Source organism: Kitasatospora sp. NPDC057936 (genome assembly GCF_042887525.1).
Lineage (GTDB): Bacteria > Actinomycetota > Actinomycetes > Streptomycetales > Streptomycetaceae > Kitasatospora.
The window spans coordinates 1-23,081 of the sequence record NZ_JBHVPD010000023.1; the positions used below are offsets into that span (position 1 = coordinate 1).

Genomic DNA, 23,081 nt, shown 5'->3' on the forward strand with positions numbered 1-23,081 from the left:
GGTGGGAGCCGCGCTCGCCGTGCTCGCCGCCGCGCTCCACCGGCGGGCGGGCCGGCACCGGCCCGCCTGGGCGCCGGCCGCCGGGCTGCTGCTGGTCGGCGGCGCGCTGCCGGCCGCCGCGACCTCCGACAGCCCGTGGTGCGCGGCCCTGGCCGCCTCGGCCGCGCTCCTCACCGCCGCCGTGACCGCGCCCCGCGCGGCGGTCGCAGCGGGTGCCCTCGCGGCACTGGCCGCCGGGGCCGTCGCGGCGGCCTCGGCCCCGGCGGCGACGGCCGCCGTGCTCGGCACCCTCGCCGGGACCGGCGGGCTCCTGCTCGTCGCCGACCTGTCCCGCCCGGTCCAACGCCCAGGTTCCACCGCACAGTTCGCCCACAGCAGCACCCCCGCGACCACGCCCCACCGCGACCAGCCCCACCACGAATAGCCCCACCGCGACCAGCCCCGCCCCGTAGAGGAACCGAGCCGAGCACCACCCCTTACCACGATGCCCGCACCCGTCCCGACCCCAAGGAGCCAGCCATGAGCCGCCTCGGACTCGCCGCCCGCGCCCTGCGACTGACCCTGAGCCGGACCAACGCCGACACCACGCCCGACTACGACGCCGCGAGCTCCAGCTACGACACCTACTTCAGCCCGGTCATGGGTGTCCACTCGCTCGCCGCCCTGCGCGAGGTCACCGTCAGCCCCGGCGACGACGTCCTCGAACTCGCCTGCGGCACCGGCCACCTGACCCACGACATCGTCCGGAAGCTGGAGGGCCGCGGCTCCGTCCGCGCGGTCGACAAGTCCCCCGGCATGCTGTCCGTCGCCAAGGCCAAGGTCCTGCCCGAGGCGATGCGCTCCCCGGACCTCGAAGTCTCCCTGGAGGAGGGGGACATGGAGGAGTTCCTGCGCACCCGGCCGAACGACAGCGCCGACCTCGTCGTCGTCGGCTGGGCGATCTGCTACAGCAAGCCGGTCAGACTGCTGGAACAGATCAAGCGGGTCCTGCGCCCCGGCGGCCGGATCGTCGTCATCGAGACCCGCGGCGACGCCCTCAAGACGCTGATCGAGCAGTTGGAGAAGGTGTTCACCGCCGACCCGTCGCTGCTCACCGGCATGATCCGGGTCAACCTGCCCAAGGACGCGGCCACCGTGGCCCGCTGGTTCACCAAGGCCGGCCTCACCGTGGACGTCCAGCGCGACGGCCACCAGGTGCTGCCCGCCACCACCCCGGAGGAGGCCCTGGAGTGGGTCCAGCGCTCCGGCGCGGCGGCCGGCTTCAAGGACGCCGTCGACCAGAGCCGCGAGGAGCACGCCCTGGAGCTGATCCGCAAGGGCCTCGCCGAACACGTCGCCCGCCACGGCGCACTGGAGCTGCGCCACACCTTCGTCGTCGTCACCGGGACCAACCCGGGCACCACCACCGGAACCGGGCCGGGCGGCCGGCACCGCGAGGGAGTCCGCAGCGCATGACCACCACCGCCACACCCGCACCGGCGGCGGAGACCACCCACGGCGCGGTGCAGCACCGGCTGCTGCGCCTCGCCGAGGGGCTCACCGCCCGCCCGAAGACCGTGCTCGTGATCTGGGTGCTGGTCATCGCGGCGTGCTTCCCGTTCGCCTCGCAGCTGAACGACGTCCTCACCAAACAGGGGGCGTCCAAGGTCGTGCCGGGCACCAGCAGTGCCCGGGCCGACCGGCTCGTCGAGGAGTCGTTCCCGGCCCGCTCGCAGCGCGAGTCCATCGTCGCGATCGGCGCGCCGGACGTCCGGAGCTCCCAACTGCGCGCCATGCTGGCCGACTTGGACGAGCAGATCGCCACCCGCGTACGCACCGGCGAGGTGCAGCAGTCCACCTCGGCGTACACGCTGTACCGGGACTCGACCACCGAGTACCTCAAGCGCCTGCACACCCAGGTCGACCAGCAGCTCGCCGCCGCGCAGACGCCGGCGACCCCCGACACCCGCCGGCAGGCGGTGGACGCCGCCGTCGCGGCCGGCCAGGTCCCGGCGGCCCTCGCCGATCCGGCCCGCCAGGCGGTCGCCGTCACCGACGACGCCCAACTCCTGCCGATCTCGGCTGCGTTCACCAAGGCGACGGACTGGCGCACCTTCCCGGTGCCGGTGCCCGCCGAGGCCGTCGACCGGCTGGTCGCCAAGGACGGCAAGGCCACCCTGGTCTCGGTCAGCTTCGCCAAGCGCGCCGGGCACGACCCGGACGTGGACTGGCTCCGCTCGGCGATCGCCGGCGCCCAGCGCGCCGCCGGGGCCGGACCGGACGTCGAGGCCCACGTCACCGGCGAGCTGGCGCTGATCAAGGACACGTACAAGAAGGCCGAGGACGACAACGCGCTGATGGAGACGGTCGCCTACGCGATCATCTTCCTCGTCCTGCTGCTGTTCTTCCGGGCCGTCGTGCCGGCCGTGCTCACGGTGGCGGCGATCGGCCTCGCGATGACCGTCAGCCAGGCCGCGCTGTTCGCGCTCGGCCACGGCGTGACGCTCACCCAGTTCACCATCACCATCATGAACTTCGTGATGCTGGGCGCCGGCGTCGACTACAGCATGCTGCTGTCCTCCCGCTACCGGCAGGAACGGCTGGCCGGCCGCTCGCCCAAGGACGCCGCCGTGCACGCCACCGCGCACGCGGGCGAGTCGATGCTGCTCGCCGCGGTCGCCGTGGTGCTGGCCTTCGGCGCCACGCTGTTCTCGCCCGTCGACTGGATCCCGCCGCTCGGCTACGGCGGCCTGATCGGCATCCCGATCGTGCTGCTCGCCGCGCTGACGCTCACCCCGGCCCTGCTCGTGCTGCTCGGCGACCGCTTCTTCTGGCTCGGCCGCGACCCGCTGGCCGACCTGGAGCACGGCAGCGCGCTCGGCCGCCACCTGAAGCGGGCCGCCGACCTCGCCCGCCGCCGCAAGGTGGCGATCGTGCTGCTCTTCGCGGCCGTCACGGTCCCGTTCGCGGTGATCACCGCCCAGCACCGCTCCACGGCGGACCCGGTCGCGCTCAGCCCGGCCACCGACTCGCGCACGGGCTTCGAGCTCGTGGCCCGCGAGTGGGGCGACGCCTCCGTGCTGCCCACGCTCGTCGTCGGCCGGCCGGACCCCGGTGTGGTGGACGGGCAGCACCACCTCACCGACAGCGGGCGCAAGGCCGTCACCGACCTCACCGACAAGCTGGCCGCGGTGCCGGGCGTCGCCCGGGTCTCCGCCGTGACCAGGCCCTTCGGCACGCCGGTGGGCGCCGCCGACCTCGACGCGCTCGGCCCCGACGTCCGCCGCGACTACCTGTCCGACGACGGCGCGCTGCGGATCGTCGTCGAACTCGCCGACAAGCCCTACACCGAGGCCGCGGTGCACACCGTCGACCGGATCCAGGACGTCACCGCCGCGGCCCGCGACGTCGGCCCGCTCGCGGTCGGCGGCGCCACCCAGGTCGACCGGCAGTACGGCGACGCGCTCGACTCCAGCTTCTGGCAGATGATCGGGCTCGTCTCGGTCGGCGTCTTCGTGATGCTGGTGTTCGCGCTGCGCTCGCTGCTGATCCCGATCCGGCTGATCCTCACGATCATGATGAGTAACGTGTGGGCGATCGGCATCACCGTGCTGGTCTTCCACTTCTGGCTCGACAAGGCGATCATCGACGACCTGCCGATCTTCCTCACCGTGCTGATGATGGGCCTCGGCATGGACTACGAGATCTTCCTGGTCACCCGCGTCCGCGACCTGGTGCGCGGCGGGGCCGACCAGGAGAGCGCGACCGTCGGGGCGGTGGTCGACACCGGCCGGGTGATCAACGCGGCCGGCCTGGTCATGGCCGGCAGCCTCGGCACCATGGCGCTCTCCTCGACGATCATGCTCCAGGAGTACGGCGCCGGCCTCGGCCTCGCCGTCCTGCTGGACGCCACGCTCATCCGGATGCTGTTCGTCCCGGCGACGCTGCTGCTGTTCCGCCGCTACAACTGGTGGCTGCCCAGCCTGCGCCGCTCCTCCGCCCCGGCCCCCGCGAAGGCGGGGTGAGCCGCCCGTGACCGCGGACCGTCCGGCGGTGGCGCCCGCCACCCCCGCGCCCGCCACCGCCGGGCGGGCTCGCACTCCCCTGCGCCGGCGCACCCTGCACCGGCTCAGGCGGCACCACCGCGAGGCGCCGGCCTCCTCCGCCGCCAAGGTGTTCGCCGTGCTCGCCGTCGTCCGGATCGCCGGCGCGGTGTCGATGCCGCTGATGGTGCTCTCGGTCGGCCTGAGCGCGGCCGTCGTCACCGTCCTGGACCGGGCCGAGTGGGCGGCGGCCGGCCTGCGCCGCTTCCGCTTCCTCCCGGCCCTCGCCGGGACGGGCCTCGTGGTGCTCGCCTACGCCAACACCGTGTTCGCCACCCGGGCCGCGTTCGGCCGGGGCGCCGACAACTGGACCTCCCTCGTCCCCGAGCTCTTCCGGCAGATGGCCCCCGGGCAGCCGGTCGTCGCCGGAGTCGCCATGGTGCTCTGCATGGGCCTCCTGGTGCCGCTGGTCGAGGAGGTCTGCTACCGCGGCGTGCTGTACGACGCCGTCGCCCGCACCCGCGGCCCGCTCGTCGCGATCGCCGTCACCTCGGCCGGCTGGGCCCTCGTCCACCTCGGCGACTACGGGCTCAACCCGCTCAACGCCCGGGTGATCTGCGGCGTCCTGCCGTCCGTCTTCGCGATGGGCGTCGCCCTGGGCGTCTGCCGCGCCTGGACGGGCTCCGCGCTCGCGAGCGCCGTCGCCCAGGGCACCGCCAACCTGCTCCTGCTGGCCTGGGTCCTCTGGGCCCTCTGAGATCCCCTTCCCCCGCCTCCCCCGGCACAGTCCCGCTCACACCCATTCACCCCAGGTGAGGCACCCCATGAGAATCGCCGTCACCGGCCCGATCGTCATCGACAACCTGATGACCTTCCCCGGCCGTTTCACCAGCCAGCTGCTGCCGGCCCAGCTCCAGCACCTGTCCCTGTCGTTCCTCGTCGACGACCTGGAGGTCCGCTACGGCGGCGTGGCCGCCAACGTCGCCTTCGGCCTCGGCCGGCTCGGCCGCGCGCCACTGCTGCTCGGCGCGGCCGGCAAGGACTTCGGCGAGTACCGGGCCCGGCTGGAGGAGGTCGGCGTCGACACCTCGCGGGTCCGGATCTCCACCGGCCTGGCCACCGCCCGCTACACCCGCACCACCGACGCCGACGACAACCGCATCGTCTCCTACCACCCCGGCGCCCTCGCCGAGGACGACGCGCCCGGCCCCGAGGGCTGGCCGCAGGACGTCGGCCTGGTCTTCCTCGGCCCCGCCGAGCCCGAGGTGCTCGCCGAGCGGGCCGCCGAGTGCCGCCGCCGCGGCCTGCCGTACCTGGTCGACGTGGCCGGCCGCACCGAGCGGCTCGGCCGGGCCGGCGCCGACGCCGTCCTCGCCGGCGCCACCTACCTGGTCACCAACCGCCGCGAGCGCGCCGCCCTCCTGGAGCACGCCGGCTGGGCGGCGGCCGACGTGCTGCACCGGGTCGGCGCCTGGATCACCACCCTCGGCGCGGAGGGCGTCTGGATCGACTACGCCACCAGCCCCTCCATCGCCGTCCCCGCCGCGCCGATCTCCCGGCTGCCCGACGGCGCGGGCGGCGGCGGGGCGTTCCGAGCCGGCTTCCTCTCCGCGAAGGCCGACGGCCTCGACGACGAACAGGCCGCCCGGACCGGCTGTGTGCTGGCCGCGTACGCCCTGGAGTCCGCGGGCAGCCAGGACTACCTGTTCACCCGGCCCGCGTTCGACGCCCGCCTCGCCGACGTCTACGCGGTCACCGCGGACGTCCATTAGGCCCCCTCGTCACCCGCTCTCTCGACGGCCCGGCGGCCGGTGCGCCACACTCTCCCCGAACGGCCCACGCGCTCCCACCGCACCAGCCAGGACGTACCGATCCACGCCCTTACGGAGAGCCACACGGTGACCACTCGTCAACTGCCGGAGATCGCCTTCTCGTCCGGCCGGTCCGGTTCCGGGCCGGCCACCTGGGGCCAGCAGGCCATCTGGGACGCCGTCCGGCGCCTCGCCCCCGGCGACGCGCCGCGCTACACCATCACCACCGCCGCCCCGCTCGACCCCGGCCTGCCGCTGCCCGTCCTGCTCACCGCCCTCGACCAACTGCTCCACCTCCACGACGCGCTGCACACCAGGCTCGTCCCGGACGAGGAGGGGCGGCTGCGCCAACTCGTCGACCCCGACGGCCGACTCGCCGTGCACACCGAACACTGCCCCGACCCGGGCCGACTCGCCGCCACCGGTGCCAGGTTGCACGACGAGCTGGCGGCCCGCCCGTTCGACTGCGCCGACGAGTGGCCGATCCGCGTCGGCGTGGTCGAGCACGGCGGCCTGGCCCGCCACGTCAGCCTGGTGCTCGCCCACACCGCCGTCGACGGCAACGGCATGACCCGCCTCGTCGCGGACCTCACCGCGCTCTGCCTCGGCACCGCGCCCGCCGAGCTGGCCGCGCTCCGCGAGCCCGCCCAACAGCCGCTGGAGGAAGCCGAGTTCCAGGCCTCCGAACGCGGCAGGCGGCGGGACGCGGGCGCCCGCAAGCAGTTCCTGCGCAAGCTGCGACTCGGCCCGGCCCGCCTGTTCCCCCAGCCGAACGGACCCGCCGCGACCCGCTTCCCGAACGCCGTGCTGCGCTCCCCCGCCCTGCCCGCCGCCGTCGAACTCGTTGCCGCCGCACACCGGGTGAGCTCCTCCTCCGTCCTCCTCGCCGCCACCGCCGCGATGACCGCCAAGCTCTCCGGCTCCTCCGAGGCCGTCCTGCACGTCGTCGTCAACAACCGCTTCCTGCCCGAACTGGCGAACGCCGTCAGCACCGTCGCCGGCGAGGGCCTGTTCCACCTCCCGGACGCCACCGGCGAGTTCGGCGGGATCGTACGCCGCACGCACGCCGCCGCGATCGGCACCTACCGCCACGCCTACTACGACAAACTGCGCCTGGACGAGGAGATCGCCGCCCTCGCCGCCGGAGGCGTCCCGCTCGCCGACCGGTCCTGCGTCTTCAACGACACCCGTGAGCTGGCCCCGCCCGTCCCCGCCGAGGCAGTGGGCGGCGACGACCGCACCACTCTCACCTGGCCCGTCGACTTCGAGCCGCGCCCCGGCCTGACCTACGCCCTGGACGCCGTCCGGACGGCCGACGCGCTGAGCCTCATCATGACCGCCGATCCCGCTGTGCTGCCACGCTCGGCCATGGAGGAATTCCTCTACGGGATCGAGGAGTTGGTCCTGGATGAGGCCGCGGCACCGGCCACCGCCTGAACCTGACACCGCTTGAACTTGACACCGGTGTCAGGTTCTACCGTGCGGGCATGACCACCACCGCCCTCACCGGCCCGCTCCTCACCCCCTACCGCCTCGGCGCGCTCGACCTGCCGAACCGCGTCGTCATGGCCCCCATGACGCGCTACCGGGCGACCGAGGACGGCACACCATTGCCCGTCGTCGCCGAGTACTACGCCCAGCGCGCGAGCGCCGGCCTGATCATCACCGAGGGCATCTGGCCCAGCCGGGCCGGCCAGTCCGGCTGGCGCCTGCCCGGCCTGGAGACGCCGGAGCACACCGCCGGCTGGCGGGCCGTCACCGAGGCCGTGCACGCGGCCGGCGGCCGGATCGTCGCCCAGCTGATGCACGGCGGCCGCCAGGGCCACCCGCTCAACCGCCTGCTCGGCGACGTCCCGGCCGGCCCGTCCGCCGTCCCGGCCCCGGGCCCGGTGCACGTCCGCGACGGCGCCAAGGCCGACGCCGTCACCCCGCGCGCGATGACCCGCGACGAGATCCGCCGGGCGGTCACCGACCACGTCGACGCCGCCCGCAACGCCCTCGCGGCCGGCTTCGACCTCGTCGAGCTGCACGGCGCCAACTCCTACCTGATCCACCAGTTCCTCGCCGACAACACCAACCTCCGCACCGACGAGTACGGCCCGCGCACCCTCGCCGACCGCCTCCGCTTCCCGGTCGAGCTGGTCACCGCCGTCGCCGCGGCGATCGGTCCGGACCGGCTCGGCCTGCGGCTGTCCCCCGGAAACCCGCAGTTCGGCATGGCCGAGGCCGACCCGGCACCCGTCTACCGGGCGCTGCTCGACGAACTCGACAGCCTCGGCCTGGCCTACCTCCACCTCACCGACAACGACGACTACCCCGCCCTCGCCGACCTCCGCCCCCGCTGGCACGGCCCGCTGATCGCCAACGTCGGCGAGAACCGCGCCGCCACCGACCGCGCCCGCGGCGAGGCCGTCCTCGACTCCGGCCTCGCCGAACTGGTCTCCTACGGCCGCGCCTTCATCGCCAACCCCGACCTGCCCGCACGCCTCGCCGTCGACGCCCCGCTCACCGCCTTCGACCCGGCCCGCCTCTACACCCACGGCGCCGCCGGCTTCACCGACTACCCGCGCCTGGCCGGCGCGCGCTGAAAACCGCTTGAACCGCCGAAGTAGGCTCGGCCGCATGCGAATTCTCCTCCTCGGCGGCACCTCCTTCATCGGCCGCACCATCGCCGACGAAGCCCTGCGCAGCGGGGCCGACGTCACCCTCTTCAACCGCGGCCGGACGAACCCCGGCCTGTTCCCCGCCGCGACCCGCCTCACCGGCGACCGCGACGCCGGCGACTACTCGGCCCTCCGGCACGGCGGTTGGGACGCGGTGGTGGACCTGAGCGGCTTCTTCCCCCGCCAGGTCACCGGGGCGATGGACGTGCTCGGCGACTCCGTCGGCCGCTACCTGTTCATCTCCAGCCACGCGGTCTACGAGCGCGCCGGGCTCGCCCCCGGCTCGGACGAGTCCACCCCGCGCCGGGCACCGCTGCGGGAGGCCGAGCAGCTGGACGAGGAGACGTACGGCCGGCTCAAGGTCGCCTGCGAGGACGAGGTCGTCGCCCGCTACGGCGAGCGGGCGACGATCGTGGGGGCCCGCCAGGTGTGGCGGGCGCACGGCGACCACCGCGGGGGCAACGAAGGGGGGCGGGGGGGGGGGCGGGGCGGGCGGGGGGCGCGCTCGGGGCGCCCCGCCCGGGGGCCGGCCCCCCACGACGACCAGCGCGGGCTCACCTACTGGGCGCGTCGGGCGGCGCGCGGCGGCCGGATCGCGCTCCCCGGGCGGCCGGAGCAGCCCGTCCAGCTGGTCGACTCGCGCGACCTCGCCCGCTTCGTGCTGCGGCTCGTCCAGGACGAGCGGCCGGGCGCGTTCCACGCCGTCGGCCCGGCCGAACCGGTCACGCTGGGCGGGGTGATCGCCACCTGCGCCGCGGTCGCCGGCACCGAGGTCGAGGTCGTCCCAGTGCCGCCGGAGACGGCGCCGCCACCGTTCTTCCCGCTGGTCCGCGAGGAGGGGCTCTGGCCCGGCCAGCAGCGCGACGCCTCCCGCGCCCGCGCGGCCGGCCTGCCCACCACCCCGCTCGCGGTCACCGCGGCCGACGTCCTCACCTGGGACCGCGACCGCGGCGCACCGCCCCTGGGCCACGGCTTCACCGCCGAGGACGAGGCCCGCGTCCTCTCCGCGCTCGACCAGGACGCCCGGTGAACATCACCGCGATGACCCCCGACCACGCCGAGGCCGTCCTCGCCGTCTACCAGGCAGGCATCGACACCGGCGACGCGACCTTCGAGACCGCCGCCCCCGACTGGCCCGCCTTCGACGCCTCCCGCCTGCCCGAGCACCGCCTGGTCGCCCTCGACGACGACGGCACCCTCTTCGGCTGGGCCACCGTGTCCCGCGTCTCCAGCCGCAGCGCCTACGCGGGCGTCGTCGAGCACTCCGTCTATGTCGCCCCCGCCGCCCACGGGCGCGGCGTCGGGCGCACTCTCCTGTCGGCCCTGCTCGCCTCCACCGACGCCGCCGGCATCTGGACCGTCCAGGCCGGGATCTTCCCGGAGAACGGCGCGAGCCTCGCCCTCCACCACCGCGCCGGCTTCCGCACCGTCGGCACCCGCGAACGCGTCGGCCGCCTGAACGGCCGCTGGCGCGACGTCGTCCTCGTCGAACGCCGGAGCCCCGCCGTGAACTGATCGATTGTCAGACCCCCGGGCTAGGGTCGGCCCCGAACGACCAGACGAACGGGGGCACCATGACCGCACACGACTCCACGCCGCGCACCACACCGCTCAACAAGCCGCTCACCGAGCCGCTCACCGCCGCCGGGCTCACCGAGGCCTGGCGCTCGATGGGCGTCCGAGAGGGCATGGCGCTCATGGTGCACTCGTCGCTCTCCAGACTCGGCCGGGTCGAGGGCGGCGCCGACGCCGTCGTCGCGAGCCTGCGCGCGGCCGTCGGGCCCACCGGGACGGTCGTGGTGCCGGCCTTCACCGGGTCCGTCGTCCTCGATCCGCACCCGGAGCACACCGGCGTCCCGACGCCCGAGATCGCCGAACGCCGGGCCGCGGTCCCGCTGTTCCACCCCGCCATGCCGTCGCCGATGGGCGCCATAGCGGAGGCGCTGCGCGCGCTCCCGGAGAGCCTGCGCAGCCCGCACCCGCAGGCGTCGGTCGCGGCCGTCGGAGCCGAGGCCGCGCGGATCACCGCCCGGCAGTCACTCGGCGACGCGGTCGGCCGCGAGTCCCCGTTCGGTGCGCTGCACGACCTGGACGCGCACGTGCTGCTGCTCGGCGTCGGCCACAACCGGAACACCTTCCTGCACTACGCCGAGTCGCTGGCGCCTGCCCCGCGCCGCAAGCTGCGCCGCTTCCCGATGGCCGTCGCGGGCGAGCGCGTCTGGATCGAGACGATCGACGTGGGCAACGACAACGACACCCACTTCCCGGTCGTGGGCCGGGAGTTCGAGGAGCAGGCGGGCATCCGCCCGGCCCTGGTCGGCACCGCACCCTGCCGCCTGCTCCCGGTCCGGCGCCTCATACCCTTCGCCGTCCGCCGCCTCGGTGAACTGCTGGCGGCGGACGGCGCGGGGTCGGTTCGGCAGTGAGGTCAGCGCTCGCCGCCGCGTGCGTGGCTGTCCTGGATCTTCTGCCAGGACTTCGGCTCGACGACGGCCTGCGGCTCGTCGGCGGTGCCCACCGCGTCCGAGCGTGCGGCGAGCGAGGCCTGCGAGTCGACGCCGGCCTTCGGCGCCGGGCCGACGGCCGGCTTCGACGGGGTGAACAGCCAGGTGGTGAAGAGCTCCCCGAGGTCCTGCCCGGAGATCGTCTCCGCGTACGCCTGGAAGTCCTTGACGCTCGCGTTGCCGTAGCGGTGCTCGGTGGGCCAGCCCTTCAGGATCCGGAAGAAGGCGTCGTCGCCGACGGTGTTGCGCAGCGCCTGGATCGCCACCGCGCCGCGGTCGTAGACGGCGGAGTCGAACTGGTTGTCCGCGCCCGGGTCGCCCGGCTTGATGGTCCAGAACTTGTCGCCGGCCGGGTGCGAGGCGTAGACGTAGTCGGCGAGCTCCTGCGCGGTGCCCTCGCCCTCGTGCTCGGACCACAGGTACTGCGCGTACGACGCGAAGCCCTCGTTGAGCCAGATGTCGCTCCAGTGCGCGACGGAGACGCTGTCGCCGTACCACTGGTGGGCCAGCTCGTGCACGACCACCGAGGTGTTGGAGCCGCGGGCGAACTGCTTGGCGCCGTAGAACACCCGGGTCTGGTTCTCCAGCGCGTAGCCGGCCTTGGAGTTGGGCACGTAGCCGCCGACGGAGCTGAACGGGTACTCGCCGAAGTAGCCGCTGAGCCAGTCGACGAGCTCGCCGGTGCGCTCGACGCTGGCGCGCGCGGCGTCGGCGTTCTCGCCGAGGTCCTTGCTGTACGCGTTGTAGACGGGGATGCCGCTCGCCGTGGTGTCCTGGGTGACGTCGAACTTGCCGACCGCCAGGGTGGCCAGATATGTCGCCTGGGGCTTGTTCTCGCGCCAGGAGAAGCGGGTCCAGCCCGCCTGGGACCTCTTGCTCACGAGGACACCGTTGCTGATCACCTCGTTGCCGTCGGGCACCTGGACGGAGACGTCGAAGGTGGCCTTGTCGCTGGGGTGGTCGTTGCTCGGGAACCACCACCACGCCGCCTCGGGCTCGCCGGCCGCGACCCCGCCGTCCGGGGTGCGCTGCCACGCGGTGAAGCCGTAGCGCTTCACGGTGGACGGCACGCCCTTGTAGCGCACGACCACGGTGACCTGGCTGTCCTTGGCGAGCGGCCGGGCGGGCGTGATCTCCAGCTCCTGCTCCCCGCTGGTGGCGAAGGTGGCCGCCCGCCCGTTGACCCGGACCTCCTGGACGTTCAGCGCGAAGTCCAGGTTGAACCGCGAGAGGTCCTGGGTGGTGGTGGCGAGGATGGTGGTGGTGCCCTCCAGCTCGTCGGTGGCGGGCTGGTACTTCAGCCGGATGTCGTAGTGGGAGACGTGATAGCCGCCGTTGCCGTAAGTCGGGTAGTAGGAGTCGCCGATGCCGGGGGCGCCCGGCTGGAAGTCGGCGGCCGACGCCGGGACGGCGAGGAACAGGGCCATGGCACTCGCGGCGGAGACGATCAGCCTCTTGCGCAACGGGTCCTCCAGGATCGCTGGGACGAAGGGTCGGATCGATCCTTGTCCCGGCAGCCCCGGATCCACTCCCGGATTATGAGATGTTCATGCAAAGAAACAAGCCGAAATGATGCAACCGGCCGAACGCCGGATTTCGGCGCCCTCACGCCCCGAGCGCCACCGGCGCCCGCACCAGCGAGCCGTACTCCGTCCAGGAGCCGTCGTAGTTCTTGACGTGCGGGTACCCCAGCAGTTCGGTCAGGGCGAACCACGTGTGCGCGGACCGCTCCCCGATCCGGCAGTAGGCGATCACCTCGCGCTCCGGCCCCACGCCCCGGCCCCCGTACAGCGCCCGCAGCTCCTCCGCCGAGCGGAACGACCCGTCGTCGTTGGCCGCCTGCGACCAGGGGATGTTCAGCGCGCCGGGGATGTGACCGGGCACCTGCGCCTGCTCCTGCGGCAGGTGCGGCGGCGCGATCAGCTCGCCCCGGAACTCGGCCGGCGAGCGGACGTCCACCAGCACCGCGTCCGTGCCCGGCTTCGCGAACACCTCGGCCTTGCCCAGCACTTCGTCCCGCAGCGCACGCAGCTCCGGCCGCTCGGGCCCGGTCAGCCGGTACGAGGTGTGCTGGTAGTCCATGACCTCGTGGGTGAGCTCGCGCCCCTCCAGCTCCCATTTCTTCCGCCCGCCGTCCAGCAGCCGCACCGGCCCGAACCCGCGCAGCCGCAGCAGCCAGTACGCGTACGCGGCGAACCAGTTGTTGTTGCCGCCGTACAGCACGACGGTCGTGTCGTCCTCCACCCCGGCCGCGCGCAGCAGGTACTGGACGCCCGCCCGGTCGACGTAGTCGCGGCCGACGCTGCTGTGCAGGTCGGTGGCCCAGTTCCAGCCGACCGCGCCGGGGATGTGGTCCCGCTCGTACGCGCTGGTGTCCTCGTCCACCTCGACGACCCTGACGGTGCCGTCGTCCAGGTGGTGGGCCAGCCAGTCGGTGCGGACCAGCGCCTCGGGGTGGGCGTAGCCGTTGCCGGTCATCCCAGGCCTCCTTCGTTCTGCCCAGGCTGCGGCGCCCGACCACGGGGCACGACGAGGCGCCGGCGACCGGGCCGGACAGTTCGACGCTACGCCGACCGCCCGGCCCCGGCCACCTCACCCGTCGCCGCCGGTCAGGAGAAGATGACCGAGCGCAGCTTCAGCTTGTCGCCGAGCTTCTTGCCCGGGTTCATGACGTAGAAGATGTCCCCGTCGCAGTGGGCGTCGAGGAACACCGTGGCCGTCGAGCTCGTGAGGTTCTCCGGCGCGAAGGCCGGGCCGTTCCCGAGTTCCGGAAGGTCGATGCACACGCGGCTCTCCGGATCGGCCAGGCCGGTCAGCACCCCGGGGCCGACCTTGTAGAGGAAATCGCCGGTGGCGGCGCCGGCGGAGGTCGGAACGGCGAGAACGAGGGCGATGGCGCTGGCGGAGGCCAGTACGGCATTGCGGAGACGCATGATTGAGGGCCTTTCAGGTGGTACCCGGCGGTACCTGGTGAATTGGTGCGAGATCACCCTATGGGCCCAAAAAGCGCAGAAACGGTTCTTCCAATCCACCTTTTCGAGTGGTTTAAGCAAGCAAACCGCTACCCGCCGCACCGGCCACCGCCACCACCGCCCTCAGTTCGGCGGGGCCGTGAAGAAGTACCCCGAGTCGACCAGCACCGGCAGGTACGCCTTGATCGCCGCCACCGTCTGCGACCGGTCCCCGCCGCCGTCGTGGTTGAGCACGATCGAGCCGGGCCGGACGTCCTTGAGGATGGTGTCGATGATCGCCGACGTCCCCGGCCTGGCCCAGTCGCGCGGGTCCACCGACCAGGCCATGTTCCGCAGCCCCAGGTCGGCGGCGATCCGCAGCGAGGCGTCCGACCAGTCCCCGCCGGGCGCGCGGAACCAGGTCGGCTGCCGGCCGGTGGTCCGCAGGAGCAGGTCCGAGGTGCGCTCCAGCTCGTCCTTGACCTTCGAATCGGACATGTGCCGCAGGTCCGGGTGGGTCCAGGTGTGGTTGGCGATGTGGTGGCCGCGGTCCGCGATCTCCCGCACCAGGGCCGGGTGTTCGACGGCGTTCTCCCCGATCAGGAAGAACGTCGCCCGGATCCCGTACTTCTGGAGCAGGTCGAGGACGGCCGGCGTGTACCGCGGGTCCGGGCCGTCGTCGATGGTGAGCGCCACGACCTTCCGTGACGGGTCCAGCTCGTACACCGGCTTGCTCTCCGCCTGGGTGAGCACCTTGTGCACGGGCTGGACGGGCTGCGCGGCCTGCGTGGCCTGCGTGGCCTGCGCACTCGGCGAGCCCGTCGCAGTGGGCGAGGGAGCCCTCGACGGGGTCGCGGACGGCGGCGCGGTGGGCGAGGCCGTGGGCGAGGCCCACTGCGAGGGGGACCCGATCGGCGCCGCCCCGACCGCGCCCGCCTCGGCGGCGTCCGGCACAGGTGGCGCCGGGGGCGGATCCGCACCGTCGAAGGGGTTCTGACAGCCCGCCGCCCCGAGCAGCGACATTCCGGCCGCGACGAGCAGCAGCCGGCGGGACGGGCGGCCCGATCCGGACCCGGGGCCAGGGTTCGTAGTAATCCGAGAGGTAATCAGACGATCTGACAGCATGGTGGATGCTTCCCCCGCCCGGAACCCCGGCTCCCGGTCGGCACCCCCGACGGACCTGATCACCACTCCGACGGCCCAAGGGCACCGGCCTTCCCCCACCGGACGCACAGGTTCCACACAGGCCCGCTACGCTGGCCCCCTCCAGTGTGATGATCTGCCATCAGAGGACGTGGCCATGACGACAAGTCAGGACTTCCCGGACCGGGAGCAGCACGAGGACGAGCCCGCCGAGCTGAGCCAGTGGGAACGTTTCGGCGTCGACACCACCACTCCCCACTCGGCCCGCGTCTACGACCACTGGCTGGGCGGCAAGACCAACTTCCCGCCCGACCGCGCCATGGCCGAGGCCATCGAGCAGGCCGTGCCCAGCATCAAGGAGATGGCCAGGGCCAACCGCGCCTTCCAGGGCCGGGCCGTGCGCCACCTCGCCCGCGAGCACGGCATCCGCCAGTTCCTCGACCTCGGCACCGGCATCCCGACCTCGCCCAACACCCACGAGATCGCCGAGGAGGTCAGCCCCGGCACCCGCGTGGTGTACGTCGACAACGACCCGATCGTGCTCGCCCACGCCCGCGCCCTGATGGTCTCCACCCCGGCCAGCCGCACCACCTACATCCACGCCGACCTGCGCAAGCCCGGGGAACTGCTCTCCGACCCGGCGCTCACCGCGACCCTCGACCTGGACCGGCCGGTCGGCCTGCTGATGATCGCCGTGCTGATGCTGATCGCCGACGAGGACGACCCGTGGGGCCGGGTCGCCGCGCTGCGCGACGCCCTGCCCTCCGGCAGCTGCCTCGCGCTCACCACCCCCACCCAGGACTTCGACCCGGTGGCCGTCGGCCAGGTCACCGAGGCCGCCCGGGCCGGCGGGATGACCCTCGTGCCGCGCACCCGCGACGACGTCGTGCGCTTCTTCGACGGCTGGGACCTCGTCGAGCCGGGCGTCACCCCCGTCCTCGCCTGGCGCCCGGACGGCCCGCCGCCGGCCAACCCGTGGGCCGCGTACTACTGGGGCGGCGTCGCGATCAAGCGCTGAGCGAGCGCACCCGCCACCGCACCCGCGACCGCACCCGCACCCGCACCGACCCGCGTCCCGGCTGCCGCACCACTCACGTCAGCTCACTTCAGCAGCCGGGACAGCCGCCGGTCCGCCAGCGGCTTCCCGCCGGTCTGGCAGGTCGGGCAGTACTGCAGCGAGGAGTCCGCGAACGACACCTCGCGCACGGTGTCCCCGCACACCGGGCACGGCTGCCCGGTGCGGCCGTGCACCCGCATCCCCAGCTTCTTCTCCGCCTTCAGCTCCCCCGCCGCGAGCCCGCGCGAGCGCTCCACCGCGTCGCGCAGCGTGTCGCCGAGCGCCGCGTACAGCCGCGCCGTCTCCTCGTCGGTCAGGCTCGACGCCAGCTTGAACGGCGACATCCGGGCCGCGTGCAGCACCTCGTCCGAATAGGCGTTGCCCACGCCCGCCAGCACGGTCTGGTCCCGCAGGACGCCCTTGAGCTGCCGCCGCTCGCCGCTCAGCAGCGCGGCGAAGGACTCCGGGGTGAAGCCCGGGTCCAGCGGGTCCGGGCCGAGCCGGGCCACCCCGGGCACCTCGGCCGGGTCGCGGACGACGTGGACGGCGAGCCCCTTCTTCGTCCCGGCCTCGGTGAGGTCGAAGCCGTCCCCGGCCTCGCCGGCCAGGCGCACCCGCAGCGCGAGCGGGTTCTTCGGGCTCGGGTGCGGCGGTTCGGCGGGCAGGCCGTCCTTCCAGCGCAGCCACCCGGCGCGGGCCAGGTGGATGACGAGGTGCAGGCCGCCGGCCTCGATGTCCAGGAACTTCCCGTGCCGCGCGACCGACCCGACCGTCAGCCCCTCCAGGGCGGTGACCGGCGGGTCGTACGTCTTCAGCGCGCTGATCGCCACCGGCTGCACCCGGGCGACGACCCGCCCGGTCAGCCGTTCGCGCAGGAAGGCGCACAGCGCCTCGACCTCGGGCAGCTCCGGCATGCGCCCAGTCTCCCGCACGGCCCCGCACCCCGCGCCCCGGCGGGTGCGCCCCCGTGCGCCCTTTGCCCGCGGCCGCTCCGGAGCGCAGGCTGGAACCACTCCACGATCAACCGGCGGAGCGACCAACCGCAGGAGGTCCGGTCCAGTCATGACCATGTTGGAGGAGCAGATCGACATAGCAGCCCCCGTCCTCGCCGCCTGGGAGCAGCTGCACCGGGTGCACGACTACCCGCAGTTCGTCGACGGGGTGCGCAGCGCCTACCCGCACGGACGGAACCTCGCCCACCTCGGGGTGGCGATCGGGGGCTCCGAGCGGGACGTCGAGACCGAGATCACCGACCGCGGCCGGGGCCGGGTGATGGCCTGGCGGACGCTCGACGGGGTCCGGCTGCGCGGCGCGTTCGCCCTGCTGCCCATCGACGCGGGGCACACCCGCCTGCAGATCCGGGTGGAGTACGACCCGGACGCCGTCCACGAGGCCTTCGGCGGGCCGCGCGGCTTCGCCCAGGCCGGGGCGATCGAGCGGGCCGTGCGGGGCGACCTCGAACACTTCCGGGACCTGGTCGAGGCGCGGGTCGCCGCCGCCCGGTGATCGCCGCGCCGCGCCCCCCGCGATCGCGTAAGGACGACATAAGCCCAGCTCAGCGGCCATGGTGAGGCTCCCCACAGGGGGCTGTCGGCCGGACCGTTCGGGTTTCAACCTGTGGCAGACTCGGGTGCGATGCACTACTCCGGCCCGGTCACCAGGACACTCCGCGCGGCGGTCTTCGCCGCGCTGGTCGTGCTGCTCGCCGGGCTCGGCCAGGTGCTCGTCACCGGCCGCCCGCTGCCCGCCGGCACGCTGGCCGTCGCCTCCGCCGCCGTCTTCGCGGTGGCCTTCGCGCTCGCCGGCCGCGAGCGCGGCTACCCGGCGGTCGCCGCGGTGTTCCTGCCGCTGGAGCTGGGCGTGAGCGCGCTGTTCGGCTACGCCCAGGCGAGCTGTCCGTCGCTGCCGCCCGGCGCCACCCGCGGCTTCGAGCCGCTGCTGTGCGGCGGCGGGTCCCTGGGTGGCCTCCTGCTCGGGCACGGAGTCTCCCCGCACACCGGGCTGGCGCTGCTCCTGCTGCTGCACACGGCGATCGGGTTGGCCGGCGCGTTCTGGCTGCGCCGCGCGGACGCCGCGCTGGCCGGCCTGGCGCGCTCGGCACGGATGACGGCCGAGTTCCTGCACCGCCACCTGCCGGCCGCCGCCCGTCTGCTGCCGCTGCTCTCGGCGCCCGTCCCGGCCCGTCCGGTGGTCCGGGTGCCCTTCCCGCGGGCCAGCCGGGTCCGCGTCCCGGCCGAGGACGTCGTGCTCGGCCCCGCCGTGCGGCGCGGTCCGCCGGTGTTCGCCCCGGCCGGCTGAGCGACCCCTCCCACGGTCGCGGCCGGTCCTCTCACCGCGCGCCGGATCCCCGCGCGCGCCCGCCCTTCCGCACGCCCGCGCGCCCTCTTCCGCAGGCCCGCGAGCACCCGAGAGCACAGGACGACACCCCATGAGCAACTCCCGCAAGAGCAGCACCAGGACCTCCGCCACCGACCGCATGCGCGCCGCCCGCGAGCAGGCCGAGCGCGCGGACCGGGTCCGCCGCCGCGTCGTGGTCGGCGCCGCCTCCGTCGCCCTGCTCGCGATCGTGGGCGGCGTGGCCTTCGCCGTGAACGGCTCCTCCGGCTCCTCCGGCGGCTCCGCGAGCGGCCCGCTGGTCGTCCCGGCCAACGCCGGCGGCACCAACGGCACCGTGATCACCTACGGCAAGGCCGACGCCCCGCACACCCTGGAGATCTACGAGGACTTCCGCTGCCCGTTCTGCGAGCAGTTGGAGACCACCACCGGAACGGCGATCCAGCAGCTCGCCGACGCCGGCACGTACAAGATCGAGTACCACCTGGCGACGTTCCTGGACGACAACCTCGGTGGCAAGGGCTCACGCACCGCCCTGGCCGCCGCCGGCGCCGCGCTCAACGAGGGCGTGGACAAGTTCAAGGCCTTCCACGACGTGCTCTACAAGAACCAGCCCGACGAGCGCACCGACGGCTTCGGCGACACCAACAAGATCCTCGACCTGGCCGGCCAGGTGCCGGGCCTGAAGACCGACGCCTTCGTCAAGGCCGTCCAGGACGGCACCTACGCGCCGTGGGCGGCGAAGGTGAACGAGGAGTTCAACAAGAGCGACGTCACCGGCACCCCGACCGTCAAGCTGGACGGCAAGAAGCTGGACGTCCTCACCGGCGGGAAGGCCGTCAGCCCCGAGCAGTTCACCGCGATGGTCAAGCAGGTGACCGGGTGACGGCCGCCCCCGCCGGGCGGACGTACGGCGCGGGCCGGCCGTTCGCCTGGCTGCTGCTGATCGGCGGCGCGGTCGGCCTGTTCGCCTCGGCGGTCCTCACGCTGGACAAGCTCCGGCTGCTGAAGGACCCGTCGTACGTCCCCAGTTGCAACATCAACCCGATCATCAGCTGCGGCTCGATCATGCGCAGCGAGCAGGCCGAGGCCTTCGGCTTCCCCAACTCGCTGCTCGGCCTGGCCGGTTTCGCCGTCGTGGCGGCGATCGGCGCGGGCCTGCTCGCGGGGGCGGCGTACCGGCGCTGGTTCTGGCTCGGCCTCCAGGCCGGGACGCTGTTCGGGATCGGCTTCGTGACCTGGCTGATGTACCAGGCGCTCTACCGGATCGGCGCGCTCTGCCCGTACTGCATGGTGGTGTGGGCCACGATGATCCCCCTGTTCTGGTACACGACGCTGCACAACCTGCGCTCGGGGATCATCCCGGTCGGGCGCGGGCTGCGGCCGGTGGTGCGGGAGGCGGCGCGCTACCACTGGGTGGTGCCGGTGCTCTGGTACGCGGTGATCGCGCTGCTGGTGCTCAACCGGTTCTGGTACTACTGGAGCACCCTGCTCTGACCTGCCGCGCCTCCGCCCCCTCGACCCCAAGCACTGCCCGGAGGGGGCGCAGGCGCGACCCGCCGTCAGAACTCGACCGGCGGGAAGGTGAACGCGGCCACCTCGGCCAGGAGTTCGGCCTTCCGGTCGTCGTCGATGAAGGACGCGCGGAAGGAGTTCGCGGCGAGCAGCCGCAGGGTCTCCGGCTCCAGCGCCAGGGCCTGCTGGACGGCCCGGAAGTTGTCGTCGACGTAGCCGCCGAAGTAGGCCGGGTCGTCGGAGTTGACGGTGACCAGCAGCCCGGCGTCCAGCATCTCCCGCAGCGGGTGGTCGGCGAGCGTGTCGACGCACCGCAGGCGGACGTTGGACAGCGGGCACAGGGTCAGCGGCACCTGCTCGCGGACCAGGCGGGCCACCAGCTCGCCGTCCTCCAGGCAGCGCAGCCCGTGGTCGATCCGCTCGACGCCCAGCACGTCCAGCGCCTCCGTGACGTACCCGGCCGGCCCCTCCTCCCCGGCGTGGGCGACACGGCGCAGCCCGGCCTCGGCCGCGCGCCGGTACACCTCGCGGAACTTGGCCGGCGGGTTGCCGACCTCGGCCGAGTCGAGGCCGATCCCCGCGATCCGGTCGAAGTACGGGCGCGCGGCCTCGAAGGTCTCCAGCGCCGAGTCGGCGGACTCGTCCCGCAGGAAGCACATGATCAGCCGGGTGCTGATGCCGTACCGCTCCGCACTGCGTCCGAGCGCGCGGGTGAGCCCGTCCACGACGACGCCGATCGGCACGCCGCGCGCGGTGTGCGCCTGCGGGTCGAAGAAGATCTCCGCGTGCCGGACCCCCTGCTCCGCGGCGCGGGCGAGGTAGGCGTCGGCGAGGTCCGCGAAGTCCTCCTCCGTGCGCAGCACGGCCATCAGCGCGTAGTACAGGTCCAGGAAGGACTGCAGATCGCTGAACGAGTAGGCCTCGCGGAGCTCCTCGGTGTCGGCGTACGGCAGTGCGACGCCGTTGCGGTCCGCGAGGGCGAACGCGAGCTCGGGCTCCAGCGTGCCTTCGATGTGCAGGTGGAGTTCGGCCTTGGGAAGGGGCATGAGCGATCCGTCCGCGCGGTTTCTGTGGAAACGAAGGATTCATCCTACGTCTCATGTCGAGGCTTGATGATCACAGCCTGCCCGGACCCGCGGCGCGGCGCCCACCCCGAGATGCCGCCCGTCACCCGAACGCGTGTACTGGAGCGGGTAGCCGGGCACCGGGTACAAGGGGGGCATTCGCCGAGGAGGTACGGACATGCGGCACGCCACCGCCCCGCAGCTCAGGCCCGAGGGCGTCTCCCCGCACGCGCTGGGCAACGACATCCTGCTGCACGAGCTGGAACAGCTGCACCGCACACGCCACGAGACGTTCCTGTACGGCTCCGAGGAGGCGCTCAAGCGCCACACCCTGCGTACCGGCCAGCTGGAGGCCGAGTACCTGCACCGCTTCCCGAACCGCCTGGTGACGGCCGGCCGCACCCGGGCCGGGGCCCGTGCGCGCGAGGCCGCCGCCCGGGTCGAGTCGCTGCCCGAGTAGCCCGCGCCGGCCGTCCCCACGCACCGCCCGGCCGTCCCCGCCCACCGCCCGGCAGGACACGCCGGGCGGCGGTGGCGTGTCCGGGGACGGTCGGTCGGGCAGGTTTGGGCACAGGCCCTTCCCCGACACCCTGGGAGCCCCCCGCATGCCCATCGCAAGCGTCAACCCCGCGACCGGCGAGATCCTGCAGACCTTCGAACCCCTCGACGCGGCCGGCCTCGACCGGCGCCTGGCCCTCGCCGAGGCCGCCTTCCACAGCTACCGGACCACCGGTTTCGCCTCCCGCGCCGCGCTGCTGCGCCGGGCCGCCGACCTGCTCGACCAGGACCAGGAGGCGATCGCCCGCACGATGACCGAGGAGATGGGCAAGCCGCTCACCGCGGCCAGGGCCGAGGCCGCCAAGTGCGCGAAGGCGATGCGCTGGTACGCCGACAACGCCGAGGCGCTGCTCGCCGACGAGCACCCGGCCCCGGCCGACGTCGCCGACTCGGGCGCCGCCCGCGCCTACGTCCGCTACCGCCCGATCGGCGCAGTGCTGGCCGTCATGCCGTGGAACTTCCCGTTCTGGCAGGTGATCCGGTTCGCCGCGCCCGCGCTGATGGCCGGCAACGTCGGCCTGCTCAAGCACGCCTCCAACGTGCCTCGCACGGCCGTCGCGCTGGAGGAGCTGTTCCGCCGGGCCGGCTTCCCCGAGGGCTGCTTCCAGACCCTGCTGATCGGTTCCGGCGCGGTCGAGGGCGTGATCCGGGACCGCCGGGTGGCCGCGGTGACCCTCACCGGCAGCGAGCCGGCCGGGCGGGCGGTCGCCGCCACCGCGGCCGACGAGGTCAAGAAGGCCGTGCTGGAACTCGGCGGCAGCGACCCGTACGTGGTGATGCCGTCCGCCGACCTCGACGCGGCCGTCCGCACCGCCGTCCGGGCCCGGGCGCAGAACAACGGCCAGTCCTGCATCGCCGCGAAGCGCTTCATCGTCCACACCGACGTCTACGACGCCTTCACCGCCGGCTTCAGCGAGGCGATGCGCGCCCTGCGGGTCGGCGACCCGATGGACGAGGCCACCGACGTCGGCCCGCTCGCCAGCCGCCAGGGCCGGGACGACCTGGAGGAACTCGTCGAGGACGCGCGCTCCCACGGCGCCCGGGTCGAGTGCGGCGGCGGGCGCCCCGAGGGCTGGGACACCGGGTACTTCTACGAGCCGACGGTGCTCACCGGCATCACCCCGGCCATGCGGATCCACCTGGAGGAGACCTTCGGGCCGGTCGCCACCGTCTACCGCGTCGCCGACCTCGACGAGGCCGTCGCACTCGCCAACGACACGCCGTTCGGCCTGAGTTCCAACGTCTGGACGACGGACGCGGCGGAGCAGGAACGCTTCGTGCGCGACATCCAGGCGGGCGGGGTGTTCTTCAACGGCATGACCGCCTCCCACCCGGCGCTGCCGTTCGGCGGCGTCAAGCGCTCCGGGTTCGGGCGGGAGCTGTCGGGGCACGGGATCCGGGAGTTCTGCAACGTCACCACGGTGTGGATCGGCTGAGCCCGCCCGGATCCCGCGCCTGC

General features: G+C 73.7%; 24 protein-coding genes. 18 read left to right on the forward strand and 6 right to left on the reverse strand.

What is annotated here, in order from left to right; translation table 11 throughout:
• From ACFVU9_RS14900 to ACFVU9_RS14945, 10 genes are all read left to right on the forward strand, one after another.
• Positions 1–424 (forward strand): hypothetical protein (locus ACFVU9_RS14900; protein ID WP_387593537.1); only part of this gene is annotated, 424 nt, incomplete at its 5' end.
• A gap of 95 nt (positions 425–519) precedes the next feature.
• The gene (locus ACFVU9_RS14905) at positions 520–1,455 is read left to right on the forward strand and encodes a class I SAM-dependent methyltransferase (RefSeq protein ID WP_387593539.1); all 936 of its coding nucleotides are present in this window, start codon (positions 520–522) and stop codon (positions 1,453–1,455) included.
• Entirely contained in the window at positions 1,452–4,004 is a 2,553-nt protein-coding gene (locus ACFVU9_RS14910) for an MMPL family transporter (RefSeq protein WP_387593540.1), read from the forward strand. The genes ACFVU9_RS14905 and ACFVU9_RS14910 overlap by 4 nt, the downstream gene beginning before the upstream one ends.
• Positions 4,005–4,011: 7 nt before the next feature.
• Positions 4,012–4,779 carry a CPBP family intramembrane glutamic endopeptidase gene (locus ACFVU9_RS14915; protein ID WP_380497330.1) on the forward strand — a complete coding sequence of 256 codons (768 nt, stop codon included), beginning with the start codon at positions 4,012–4,014 and terminating at the stop codon, positions 4,777–4,779.
• A gap of 67 nt (positions 4,780–4,846) precedes the next feature.
• The gene (locus ACFVU9_RS14920) at positions 4,847–5,794 is read left to right on the forward strand and encodes a PfkB family carbohydrate kinase (protein ID WP_387593542.1); all 948 of its coding nucleotides are present in this window, start codon (positions 4,847–4,849) and stop codon (positions 5,792–5,794) included.
• Positions 5,795–5,920: 126 nt separating this feature from the next.
• Positions 5,921–7,270, forward strand: coding sequence for a condensation domain-containing protein (locus ACFVU9_RS14925; RefSeq protein WP_387593544.1), 1,350 nt, complete (start codon positions 5,921–5,923; stop codon positions 7,268–7,270).
• Positions 7,271–7,320: 50 nt separating this feature from the next.
• The gene (locus ACFVU9_RS14930; RefSeq protein ID WP_387593546.1) at positions 7,321–8,421 is read left to right on the forward strand and encodes an alkene reductase; all 1,101 of its coding nucleotides are present in this window, start codon (positions 7,321–7,323) and stop codon (positions 8,419–8,421) included.
• A gap of 34 nt (positions 8,422–8,455) precedes the next feature.
• On the forward strand, positions 8,456–9,526 hold the full coding sequence (locus ACFVU9_RS14935) for an epimerase (RefSeq protein ID WP_387593548.1): 1,071 nt from the start codon (positions 8,456–8,458) through the stop codon (positions 9,524–9,526).
• 11 nt (positions 9,527–9,537) lie between these two features.
• Positions 9,538–10,011, forward strand: coding sequence for a GNAT family N-acetyltransferase (locus ACFVU9_RS14940; protein WP_387593615.1), 474 nt, complete (start codon positions 9,538–9,540; stop codon positions 10,009–10,011).
• A gap of 59 nt (positions 10,012–10,070) precedes the next feature.
• Positions 10,071–10,922 carry an aminoglycoside N(3)-acetyltransferase gene (locus ACFVU9_RS14945; RefSeq protein WP_387593550.1) on the forward strand — a complete coding sequence of 284 codons (852 nt, stop codon included), beginning with the start codon at positions 10,071–10,073 and terminating at the stop codon, positions 10,920–10,922.
• A gap of 2 nt (positions 10,923–10,924) precedes the next feature.
• Here ACFVU9_RS14945 and ACFVU9_RS14950 read toward each other — a convergent pair whose 3' ends face one another.
• From ACFVU9_RS14950 to ACFVU9_RS14965, 4 genes are all read right to left on the reverse strand, one after another.
• Positions 10,925–12,463, reverse strand: coding sequence for a M1 family metallopeptidase (locus ACFVU9_RS14950; protein WP_380506799.1), 1,539 nt, complete (start codon positions 12,461–12,463; stop codon positions 10,925–10,927).
• A 142-nt stretch (positions 12,464–12,605) separates the two neighbouring features.
• On the reverse strand, positions 12,606–13,478 hold the full coding sequence (locus ACFVU9_RS14955) for a sulfurtransferase (RefSeq protein ID WP_380443227.1): 873 nt from the start codon (positions 13,476–13,478) through the stop codon (positions 12,606–12,608).
• Between the two features lie 131 nt (positions 13,479–13,609).
• A complete protein-coding gene (locus ACFVU9_RS14960) occupies positions 13,610–13,933 on the reverse strand; it encodes a hypothetical protein (RefSeq protein ID WP_387593552.1) in 324 nt (107 codons plus the stop codon).
• 162 nt (positions 13,934–14,095) lie between these two features.
• Positions 14,096–14,713 (reverse strand): polysaccharide deacetylase family protein, encoded by a 618-nt coding sequence (locus ACFVU9_RS14965; RefSeq protein WP_380506802.1) that lies wholly within the window; start codon positions 14,711–14,713, stop codon positions 14,096–14,098.
• On the opposite strand from ACFVU9_RS14965, the gene ACFVU9_RS14970 reads away from it, so the two are divergent.
• Both ACFVU9_RS14970 and ACFVU9_RS14975 read left to right on the forward strand, forming a co-directional pair.
• Entirely contained in the window at positions 14,697–14,948 is a 252-nt protein-coding gene (locus tag ACFVU9_RS14970) for a hypothetical protein (RefSeq protein WP_387593554.1), read from the forward strand. The two genes, ACFVU9_RS14965 and ACFVU9_RS14970, sit on opposite strands and share 17 nt — an antisense overlap.
• A gap of 303 nt (positions 14,949–15,251) precedes the next feature.
• A complete protein-coding gene (locus ACFVU9_RS14975) occupies positions 15,252–16,112 on the forward strand; it encodes an SAM-dependent methyltransferase (protein ID WP_380443221.1) in 861 nt (286 codons plus the stop codon).
• Positions 16,113–16,195: 83 nt separating this feature from the next.
• Here ACFVU9_RS14975 and ACFVU9_RS14980 read toward each other — a convergent pair whose 3' ends face one another.
• Complete coding sequence (locus tag ACFVU9_RS14980; protein WP_380443219.1) at positions 16,196–17,065, reverse strand: Fpg/Nei family DNA glycosylase; 870 nt, start codon at positions 17,063–17,065, stop codon at positions 16,196–16,198.
• 148 nt (positions 17,066–17,213) lie between these two features.
• Here ACFVU9_RS14980 and ACFVU9_RS14985 point away from each other — a divergent pair, with 148 nt between their 5' ends.
• The 4 genes from ACFVU9_RS14985 to ACFVU9_RS15000 all read left to right on the forward strand — a co-directional run bounded on the left by ACFVU9_RS14985 (position 17,214) and on the right by ACFVU9_RS15000 (position 19,982).
• Positions 17,214–17,657, forward strand: a complete 444-nt coding sequence (locus tag ACFVU9_RS14985) for an SRPBCC family protein (RefSeq protein ID WP_380443217.1) — start codon at positions 17,214–17,216, stop codon at positions 17,655–17,657.
• Between the two features lie 129 nt (positions 17,658–17,786).
• Positions 17,787–18,449 carry a hypothetical protein gene (locus ACFVU9_RS14990; RefSeq protein WP_380443215.1) on the forward strand — a complete coding sequence of 221 codons (663 nt, stop codon included), beginning with the start codon at positions 17,787–17,789 and terminating at the stop codon, positions 18,447–18,449.
• 130 nt (positions 18,450–18,579) lie between these two features.
• Entirely contained in the window at positions 18,580–19,371 is a 792-nt protein-coding gene (locus tag ACFVU9_RS14995) for a DsbA family protein (protein ID WP_380497315.1), read from the forward strand.
• Positions 19,368–19,982: a vitamin K epoxide reductase family protein gene (locus ACFVU9_RS15000; RefSeq protein ID WP_380443211.1), complete on the forward strand. Its 615-nt coding sequence runs from the start codon at positions 19,368–19,370 to the stop codon at positions 19,980–19,982. Before ACFVU9_RS14995 ends, ACFVU9_RS15000 begins: the two co-directional genes overlap by 4 nt.
• A gap of 65 nt (positions 19,983–20,047) precedes the next feature.
• Here ACFVU9_RS15000 and ACFVU9_RS15005 read toward each other — a convergent pair whose 3' ends face one another.
• Complete coding sequence (locus ACFVU9_RS15005; protein ID WP_387593557.1) at positions 20,048–21,046, reverse strand: adenosine deaminase; 999 nt, start codon at positions 21,044–21,046, stop codon at positions 20,048–20,050.
• Between the two features lie 196 nt (positions 21,047–21,242).
• Here ACFVU9_RS15005 and ACFVU9_RS15010 point away from each other — a divergent pair, with 196 nt between their 5' ends.
• Both ACFVU9_RS15010 and ACFVU9_RS15015 read left to right on the forward strand, forming a co-directional pair.
• Positions 21,243–21,524, forward strand: a complete 282-nt coding sequence (locus ACFVU9_RS15010; protein ID WP_380443207.1) for a DUF6158 family protein — start codon at positions 21,243–21,245, stop codon at positions 21,522–21,524.
• A gap of 145 nt (positions 21,525–21,669) precedes the next feature.
• Entirely contained in the window at positions 21,670–23,058 is a 1,389-nt protein-coding gene (locus ACFVU9_RS15015) for an NADP-dependent succinic semialdehyde dehydrogenase (protein ID WP_380443205.1), read from the forward strand.
• Positions 23,059–23,081: the final 23 nt, after the last annotated feature.